The organism is Mycobacterium sp. E802 (assembly GCF_001666875.1).
In the GTDB taxonomy this organism is placed as follows: domain Bacteria; phylum Actinomycetota; class Actinomycetes; order Mycobacteriales; family Mycobacteriaceae; genus Mycobacterium.
The window spans coordinates 1-8,547 of record NZ_LZJD01000192.1; the positions used below are offsets into that span (position 1 = coordinate 1).

Here is an 8,547-nt window from a genome sequence, read left to right on the forward strand (position 1 = left end):
CGCGCTGGTCGAGTCCGCGCTCAGCGCCGTCAAGCAGGTGGCTGTATCCGAAGCCGCCCGCGCCGGCTGGTTGGGCGACGTCGACTTCAGCGCCGACATCAAAGGGATCACCGACAACTTCGAGAAGGCGCACGCGCTGCGGGGCGTCATCGAAAAGCTGTCGGCACTGGACAAACCCAGCGCCGACGATCGCAAGATCCTCGCGGAGGCCAAGAAAACCGCGGCCAACCTGGAGCTGGCGGCGACGGAACGGGTCGAGCTCATCGGCAAGTGCGCAAAGGAAGCACAGCTGATCGACAAGTCGCTCCGGACCGAACGTGAGGACGCACGGGTTGCCGAGCAGCGCGCCGAGCTGCACGCGAAGCTCAGCGCGATGCTCTACGGCATCGAGGCCACCCCTGAAGCCACGCAGCAGGATTCGGCAGTGGACGCGGTCATGGCCCGCGTGCAGGCGTACCGGGATATCAAGAACCAGATTGAACAAGCGCGTGACGGGGGAGCTGCGTAGGTGCACCGAGAACACCGCTAGAGGGCCGTCGTTCCCCGGGTCCACTCCGGCACGAACGCGACATCCAGCCGCACACTCGACCTGTACCCCGACCACGTCGCAATCCCCGGCGGTTGGCTGGCATAAATGCCACGCGCTGCCGCGACCACCCGGTTGTACTCAGTGGGCCAACGGATCTCGTCGGCGATCTGACCCAGTACCGCCTGATCGCGGCCCAGCACCTTCGTGACGATCTCGACCGCCGGCAGCGCGTGCCGCTTGTCGGTGTTGCACCGCGTGCACGCCAGCACCAGGTTGGCCAGGCCGTCAATACCGACCAGAGACCAGGGCAGCACATGGTCGATCGGGTTGTCCGCCGGCAGGTGCGCCTTGCAGTAGAAGCAGTGTGGGGTGAAGGCCTCCTTGAACGGCTCCCGCACGGCGGCCAGCGCGGTGCGGTCGCGGCCGAACAAGTGGCCGGCGACGTCGGGCACCTCGGCGGTGAGGAACTTGTTCATCCGCCGCACATCATCGACCCACATGATCTCCAGGGCGGGCTTGAGCAGGCCGGCGAGGCGCGCCAGGCCGGTCGCGACCCCGGGCATCAGTTCGATCGCGTCCGCGTGGGCGCGCAGCGTGCGGCGGGAGACGTTGGAGTGCAGGAAGCTGTCGTCGTAGAGAAACGGCTCATTGGTGTCGGCACCCGGCAGCCGCTGCAGCCGGTACAACGGTTGTTGCGCCAGGCACAGGCCGATCTCATCGATGGACGCCTGATAGACCTCCGGCGCCTTCGCCATCGCGGCACTCAGTGACGAGCCGGCCGTAGCCGACCGTAATGCCCTGACGGCGCGAGGGATTCGTTCACGTTCACCGGTGGACTGCCGAAGATCGTGCCCGTTGAAGGGGCGCACCTGGCGCCAATACAGCTCCAACACCCGGTGGGCAAGATCGGGGATGGGCACCGGCAGCGGATCCGACGGATGCTCCGGCAGGTTCTCGATGCAGTGGTCGATCAGCGCCATGAGGGTAGCCAGTTTGTACGTCGCCACCCGCACGCCGGTTTCCAGGATCGCCACCACGCGCTGGCCCAGCAGCAGGGGATCGATGGCCTCGGGCACACGACTTTGTTACCACGGCGCGGCGTCTCGGTGGTGGCATGGCACCTGGTATCGCCGGTGATATCACATTCTGAGCCCGGCTATGCCTTCGAAAACGCTCAGGAGCTCGATCGAACAGCCAACGCGCCTCGGCTTCGGCGGCACCCGACGCCGTGGCTGCTCGGTGGAATCGACTTGTCGGTGGCCTCTGTCATTCTGGTCGGCTCGCGCAACGCGGGCATTCCGACCAACACACGGAGAGTGTCCGATGACCATCCAGATGGAGACGTTCCCCACTGAGACCCGTTGCGTCTGCGATGTTGCGGGACGGATGCCCGCGCTGAAGCCACTGCCGACGCACGCCGTCAATCCGTCAGCCGAGCGGGGTGAGCGCGTCGACCTTTCATCGCGCGAGCAGGAGATCTTAATTGCCTGGCTGAAGGCGGACACCAAGGCCGCGGTGGGAGAGACGTTGTTTCTCGCCGACAGCACCGTGCGGACCTACGTGCAACGGATCCGTGAGAAGTATGAGCGGGCGGGACGCCCGGCGCGGAGCAAGGCCGCACTGCTCGCTCGGGCAATCCAGGACGGCTACATCAGTGTCGATGACCTGTAAACCTGGCTTCGCGGAAACGGTCAGCGACCTCCGCCGCGGTGATTCTTGAGTTCAGGATTGGCCGACGACTCGATGCACGTCGACGCTGGCCGACCCGGCTCGGACCGGGCGGTGAAGTCTGGGGATGAGTGCTGGCCATCCCTCAGGGCGACCGTGGTATCACCCGTGATATCGCATTCCGAGATCGACTGTCTTGATGGTTTCCGGTGCTGTTGTGACGCATGTGATGTCTTGGGATCAGGTATCTCCGCTCGCCCAGCGAACGCCCGCGGCCCGTTGCTCAGCGAAGATCGTGCACGGTGAAATGTCATACCTACCTGGGATAATTGACGTATGTCGCAAACGATCCACCACCGTCTCCACATCCTCGAAGCATCCGACTGGAAGGCCGGTGTCATCACGCTGTTGGAGCCGAATTCGGCCTACCAACCGTGGCGGTACGCCTTCGGGGAGACCCGGCCCGGTGACTATGCCATCGTGCTGCTGGGCACCGACCCGGTCTCAGTGTTGACGGTGCTCGCTCGCATCGATCATGAAGGCGGCCTGGGCGGAGCGATGCTCGATCCGGACAACGCCGAGCTTGTGGACCTGACCACGCTGGCGATGATGCTCGATCTTGGGGCCGAACCGTTCGCCAACTGGCGCCTCGACGATGATGCTGCTGAACGAGTGATCCTGACGCTGCACGAGAGTCCGGTATACGGCGACCCCTACTATCGCTGGGGCCATTCATCCGTCGCTGCCGCTCGTAATCTGTTGCGCTTCACCGGCGACTGCCAAGGCTGTGGCACGGAGATCGACCTGACCGGACTCGAGGCCCGCGATCGGATACACGTTCATACCGCTGATCCGCTGCCGCGTCCCGACCCGGGATCGCCGATCAGGACGCCGGGCAGTTCCCGCGTGCGCGGTCCGTTCCGGGCGGCGATCCGATCAGCTGCGCGCGACTGGCCGGCGATCCTCTGCCTACGCTGCCGAGACCGGATGCGCGACGGAAACTTTCGCTCCTTCATCGACTTCAAGTTCGCCCAGCATCCTGAGTGCCCACGCTGTGGTGGGCAGCGTACCCAGATGATCCAGTACGGCATGCCCGCCAACATCGAGGCGTGGGGACCGTGGTTGCACGCCGGTGGATGCTGTCCCACTGAGCAGAAGTGGCTTTGCACAGTGTGTGACAACGAATGGCGGTAAAGCGCACTACCCATCAGTCAACGTCACGACCAACCCGGAGTGATCCGTCTCCCCGGCAAGCCGCGGCGCGTGGTCGAATTCACACGTACTGACCCGCTCAGCGAATCCAGGTGTGGCATATACGTAGTCGAGACGAAACCCATTGCCTCCTGGCCGGCTGAACCACGAGTATTCACGGGCGTCCGGGTGCAAGGACCGCCACACGTCGGTGTAACCAGTCGCGATCAAACGGCCGGGCATCTCCGGTCCGATGAACTTCGTGCCTTTGGGTTCTTTGTCGAGATCGTTGTTGCCCGTGTTGAAGTCGCCGATGAGCAGATCGACGCCGCTGCGACGAGCGCGGTCGATCAATGCCTCCCAGTAGGGAAGTTTCGCGTGGGCCTGCGGCAGGTAGACGCCGCAGACGATGACGCCGGCGAACTCGGCGCACCACAAATGGTGAGCCGGTAGATCCCTGGTGAACGTCGACGCCCGGTCAATCGGCGTGCGGGAGGCGATGAGCACCGTGTTCTGCGTCGGCAGCACCTTCGGGTGCGTGGTCTCATAGCCGGCGTCCTCCAACTGCGAGATGAGCCGGGCGCCGGTGTCGTTGTCCCGGAACTCCGTCACCACCAGAAGATCGGCGTCGTAGCCAAGCAGTCGGGCGGTGAGTGCGTCACCGAATTTCCGGCCACCGTGGCGGATGTTCAGCGTGGCGATTCGCAGCGTCATCGGGAAATGTCCTCTCGCTCGACGTGGAATCTCCAGCGAGCCGGACAGTATGGACGACGGCACCGACAAGTGCCGAGCCCATGGATATCGCGCCGGGTGATCCGAGGGTGCGGTGACGGCGGCTCGGCTACGGCAGTTCAAGTGCGGCCGTGTCACCCCAACCTTCGCAGCGCCTCCCGAAACACCGGGTTCGGGTTGGCGTCCGGCAGCGCCGTCAGCACATCACGCAATGCGTCCTCGGTCGCGATGCCCCGCCGGCGCGAACCATAGAGCGCGGCCACCGTGGGCGTGCGACTGTAGGACTCCACGCAGTGCAGCAGCACGGTATGCCCCTGCGCGCGAAGCTCTTCCACCATGCTTACCGCATCCATCAGCACATGATCCAGATGCGGATTCTCATCGAATGCGACCTTGTCGATCAGCCGCACCTCGACATGCGGCATGCCGTCGGGCACCTGGCCGTCCGGCATCCGGCACAGGGACACCACCGCCGACACCTCGGCCGGTAACCGACGCAACGCACTCACGGTGCCGAGCAGCACCTGTGGGTCATGGGGATGGACCGCGAGAACATCTGCGGCCGACCACGAATAGTCCGGATCGGATACCGGCTCTTTGGCGTGCACGGCCGCCGCCAACCCGACCAGCCCGCGGGCCCGCAGACCGGGCCACCCGTGCAGCAGCGTCCGCCATTGCAGCGGCACGGCCGACGCTCCATACGCTGCCCCGAGCAGCCCGCCGGCGATCGCGGCCACGGTATCGGTGTCATTGCCGCACCGCACCGCCGCGTCGAGCCCGCGCCGCAGATGCCCCGGACCACGCCCCTCGCCTGCCGTCATGACGATCGCCGACCACGCCGCCTGCAACGCCGCGACCACCCAGCCGTTGTTCGCGAAGTCCGCCGGCCGGGCCGCCTCAGCCTCGTCCAATCGCTGTGACCACACCGCGCGACGGTCAGAGTCCAGATGGCCCAAGCCGATTCGAGCGTCGAGTTCTGTCGTCAACACCGCATGCCTAATCGCGCAGCACCACAACACGGTCGCGTCGGCGGCGTCGGGATCGAAGTGGGTGAGCTCGCTGATCGCCCGGGCGGCCTCGACCATGGCGTCCTCGTCGTCGAGGTAGGCCAGCGCGACCGGTGCGGTCCGCATCAGCGACCCGTTGCCGGCGGTGCGGCCGGTCTGCTCGTGCAGCGCGTGCGACGCGGCGCGAGCCCCAGCGGCAGACGGGGCTCCGTCACGCGCTGCGGTACGTAACACCGACCGCGTCTGGATCCCCACATCCTTTGCGCTCAAAGACCATTCATGCCACCGCGCCACGATCGCATCCTGGGCGGAAGCGTCGCGCAGATCAGCCCCGGTCGCGGCGACTTCGGCGATGGCGATCGCCATCGCGGTGTCATCGGTCCACTCGCCCGGTGCCCACGGTCCGCCACCGGCCATCTCGACCGGCAGTTCCGGCCCGCGTGCCGGCTCGAACTCGTAGGGCGCGCCTAGGGCGTCGCCGGCGGCGGTGCCCAGAAGTACGCCCTCGATGCGGTCATGCAGTGATGCCATCGGGATCCTCCTTATTTTGCGCAAGTCTGCGCTAATTGAGATCAGACTGTACGCTGGGGCACTGACATGGACAAGAATCCGTATCGGGACACCAGTCACCGCCGGCTGGACGATTACCCGCACCCGTCGGTGGCCGTCGATACCGCGGTGCTGACGGTCGACCCCGACGGCGCGCTGGTGGTGCTGCAGGTCCGTCGGCTTCAAGCCAGCGGCTGGGCGTTGCCGGGGACGTTCCTGCACGAGGGGGAGGTGCTCGCCGACGCGGTGAAGCGGTCACTGGCCGACAAGGCAAACATCCGCGGGCTGCACCCACGCCAACTGCACGTGTTCGACGCCCTCGATCGCGACGATCGGGGCCGGGTGCTGTCCGTCGCGCACCTCGCCGTCGTCCCTGCCGAACGCCTGGCGACGCGCTTCGCGGCCACCACTCGCTTGATGCCGGTGACGGCGCCCGGACGGTTGATCTACGACCACCCCGACATCATCGAGCTTGCCGTCACCGACGTTCGCGCCCACTATGCGACGGCGCCGGACCCGGACCGCCTGCTGGGCGACACCTTCACCCTGCGCGACCTACGCCTGATCCACGAAGCCGTCGCCGGCCACGAATTGCAGCGCGACACCTTCCGGCGCACGATGCAGGACCAACTGGAGGCCACCGGAGACTTCTCGGCACGCGGCCGGGGACGGCCCGCCGAATTGTTCCGCCGGCGCACAAGCAGCTGAGTCCAGGTGTTGTTACCCGAATTCACCATTCGCAAAACGATGCGCAGGCCAGCGCTTTAGGCCTCTGAGCAGGCTCGACGCAGACGCGCGTTACCCCGTACGGTCGAGTGCATGGATGTATCCAACTTGGCTTTCGAATGGACGGATACCAATCGCCATTGGCTCATCGAGGTTCCCATCCGGGTCGTGGCGTACATCGTCGTCGCGTTGATCGTGCGGTACGTGCTGCACCGCATGATCGACCGCGCGACCACCGGCAGGCGCGCCAAGTCCCGTAGCGGCGAAGTGGAGGGGCAGGCTCGAAAGCCTCCGCTGCTGCGCTACCTGCGTGACCGCGCGTCGGCCACGACCAGCGGCCTCCAAGCCGCCGAACGTCGCCAACAACGCGCGCAGACTATCGGCTCGGTCCTCAAATCGACCGTCTCGATCGTGCTGCTGATCTGGATGGTGCTGGCCATCCTCAGCGCGCTCAGCGTCAACATCGCCCCGTTCATCGCCTCGGCCGGTGTGGTCGGTCTGGCCATCGGCTTCGGCGCGCAGAACCTGGTGCGCGACTTCGTCACCGGCGTGTTCATGCTCTTGGAGGACCAGTACGGCGTGGGGGATAACGTCGACGTCGGCGATGTGATCGGCGAGGTGCAGAGCGTCGGGCTGCGGATCACCACGATCCGCGACATCGACGGCACCCTGTGGTACGTGCGCAACGGCGAGATCGCCCGCGTGGGCAACATGAGCCAGGACTACGCCGTGGCCCGAGTCGAAGTTCCGGTAGCTCTGACCGCCGACCTGGACCGCGCCGAAAAGGTGGCTGTCGATGCCGCCAACGAGGTCATCGCCGATCCGGCGATGGCTGACAAGGTCCTGGGCAAGCCGGAAATGCTTGGTGTGCAGGATCTCTCGCCGGACCTGGTCACCTTGCGAATGACGGTGAAGACACGGCCCAACGCGCAATGGTCGGTGCAACGCAAACTGCGCGGTGAGATCGTGCGCGCTTACGACGAGAACGACATCGACCTGCCTTATCCGCAGGGGCGGATAGCCGCGCTCGTCGGCGGTCGCGACGACACCGAGGCGTAGTGGTCGGGGCGGATCTGCTTTTCACCTGACCACCGGTAGGCGGTCAACGCCCCGCCCTTGACTGCGCTGAAATCGACGCACGCGGTGTAATCGGTCCAGTCGTGTCGATGTTTGGGCGGCCCCTGCCGCCAGTAGTGGCCGTAAAACACCGGCACCCCCGGCGGATAGACGTAGGCCTGGTCGCCGTGCGAGAGCTCAAGCTCGGGCAGTGGGGGAGAGGGCTCACCGGCCGCGGTGGTGAAATTGCCTTCGATCAAGGCAAGATCGCGCAGAGTGCGGGCCTCGCTGTTCCACCACCGCATCACGATCTGCGCGCTGCCGCGGGAGTGACCGTCCTTGTCGTGGTATTCCGGTTGGTCATGTTCGACGAGGCTGATCTCTGGGCCCTTGAGCAGTGTCTCGACCGCCCGGTACAGCGGATCGCTCTTGGTGCTGGCGGCCACGAGGTGCTCCATTTCGCCGAACGGAGTGCGTGTGCCGCAATGCGTCTCGACAATTCTGCTCACGCCAGGGCAAGCCAGTCGCGCGCTGGATGTCTGGAAAAGAGTCGGGCTGATTCGCTATGCCGCGGCCCCGCTTCTGGAACGGGTGTGGGAACTTCGCGCCGCCGTGACGGCTCACGCCGCAATGTATGTGGCTCTTGCGGAAAACCTGGACTGCGCACTGGTGACGGCGGATTCGCGGTTGTCCGGGGCCAACGGACCGCAGTGCGCCATCACGGTCGTACCCCGCTGAGCGATGCATCAACGCCGCGGCCTACTGCTCGATATTGACCGGAATCCGCGGCCTTGATGACCCGGTTGAAGACCGACTATTCCGCGGGGTCACCAGCTGCCCGCCCGGCGACCCGCCGAATGCGGCCGTACAGCCACAGCAGCACCGCCGCAAAGCCCACCACGCCAAGGACCTCGGCCAGGTTGCCGTCGTTCCCGCTGATGAGAGCGAAGGGGTCGTCGCTGCCGGTGCCGGCGACGAACCCGGCGAAGATGACGCCGTAGAGGCTCTCGCCGACGATCAGGCCGGTGGCCAGCAGCACCCCGAGCCGCTTCTTGCGCTCGACACCGGCCTCGGAGCCGCTGCGGTCGG

General features: G+C 65.9%; 7 protein-coding genes and 3 pseudogenes. 5 read left to right on the top strand and 5 right to left on the bottom strand.

Going from position 1 to position 8,547, the window contains the following annotated elements; translation table 11 throughout:
- Window positions 1-508: pseudogene (locus A5699_RS27735) on the top strand (hypothetical protein); the annotation flags it as partial.
- Between the two features lie 17 nt (window positions 509-525).
- Here the strand turns inward: A5699_RS27735 and A5699_RS27740 are convergent.
- The gene (locus A5699_RS27740; protein ID WP_067777021.1) at window positions 526-1,605 is read right to left on the bottom strand and encodes an HNH endonuclease; all 1,080 of its coding nucleotides are present in this window, start codon (window positions 1,603-1,605) and stop codon (window positions 526-528) included.
- Window positions 1,606-1,852: 247 nt separating this feature from the next.
- Between A5699_RS27740 and A5699_RS27745 the strand changes: the two genes are divergently transcribed.
- Together A5699_RS27745 and A5699_RS30105 are read left to right on the top strand one after the other, a co-directional pair.
- A complete protein-coding gene (locus A5699_RS27745) occupies window positions 1,853-2,200 on the top strand; it encodes a LuxR C-terminal-related transcriptional regulator (protein ID WP_231965864.1) in 348 nt (115 codons plus the stop codon).
- 333 nt (window positions 2,201-2,533) lie between these two features.
- Window positions 2,534-3,391 carry a hypothetical protein gene (locus A5699_RS30105; RefSeq protein WP_067777025.1) on the top strand — a complete coding sequence of 286 codons (858 nt, stop codon included), beginning with the start codon at window positions 2,534-2,536 and terminating at the stop codon, window positions 3,389-3,391.
- A 6-nt stretch (window positions 3,392-3,397) separates the two neighbouring features.
- Here the strand turns inward: A5699_RS30105 and A5699_RS27755 are convergent, their stop codons facing one another.
- Together A5699_RS27755 and A5699_RS27760 are read right to left on the bottom strand one after the other, a co-directional pair.
- Window positions 3,398-4,102 (bottom strand): endonuclease/exonuclease/phosphatase family protein, encoded by a 705-nt coding sequence (locus A5699_RS27755; protein ID WP_067777027.1) that lies wholly within the window; start codon window positions 4,100-4,102, stop codon window positions 3,398-3,400.
- 152 nt (window positions 4,103-4,254) lie between these two features.
- Window positions 4,255-5,658: an ADP-ribosylglycohydrolase family protein gene (locus A5699_RS27760; protein ID WP_067777030.1), complete on the bottom strand. Its 1,404-nt coding sequence runs from the start codon at window positions 5,656-5,658 to the stop codon at window positions 4,255-4,257.
- Window positions 5,659-5,724: 66 nt separating this feature from the next.
- Between A5699_RS27760 and A5699_RS27765 the strand changes: the two genes are divergently transcribed.
- A complete protein-coding gene (locus A5699_RS27765) occupies window positions 5,725-6,384 on the top strand; it encodes an NUDIX domain-containing protein (RefSeq protein ID WP_067777033.1) in 660 nt (219 codons plus the stop codon).
- A 111-nt stretch (window positions 6,385-6,495) separates the two neighbouring features.
- Window positions 6,496-7,461, top strand: a complete 966-nt coding sequence (locus tag A5699_RS27770) for a mechanosensitive ion channel family protein (RefSeq protein ID WP_067777037.1) — start codon at window positions 6,496-6,498, stop codon at window positions 7,459-7,461.
- On the opposite strand, the pseudogene A5699_RS27775 reads toward A5699_RS27770, so the two are convergent.
- Window positions 7,404-7,958, bottom strand: a pseudogene (locus A5699_RS27775) (metallophosphatase); the annotation flags it as partial. The gene A5699_RS27770 and the pseudogene A5699_RS27775 overlap by 58 nt on opposite strands.
- A gap of 314 nt (window positions 7,959-8,272) precedes the next feature.
- Window positions 8,273-8,547, bottom strand: a pseudogene (locus A5699_RS29720) (oligopeptide transporter, OPT family); the annotation flags it as partial.

What these genes read in the sequence shown, in the direction of transcription:
- A5699_RS27745 (WP_231965864.1), top strand. Translation starts at nt 1,853, where the DNA reads ATGACCATCCAGATGGAGACGTTCCCCACTGAGACCCGTTGCGTCTGC.
- A5699_RS30105 (WP_067777025.1), top strand. Translation starts at nt 2,534, where the DNA reads ATGTCGCAAACGATCCACCACCGTCTCCACATCCTCGAAGCATCCGAC.
- A5699_RS27755 (WP_067777027.1), bottom strand. Translation starts at nt 4,102, where the DNA reads ATGACGCTGCGAATCGCCACGCTGAACATCCGCCACGGTGGCCGGAAA.
- A5699_RS27760 (WP_067777030.1), bottom strand. Translation starts at nt 5,658, where the DNA reads ATGGCATCACTGCATGACCGCATCGAGGGCGTACTTCTGGGCACCGCC.
- A5699_RS27765 (WP_067777033.1), top strand. Translation starts at nt 5,725, where the DNA reads ATGGACAAGAATCCGTATCGGGACACCAGTCACCGCCGGCTGGACGAT.
- A5699_RS27770 (WP_067777037.1), top strand. Translation starts at nt 6,496, where the DNA reads ATGGATGTATCCAACTTGGCTTTCGAATGGACGGATACCAATCGCCAT.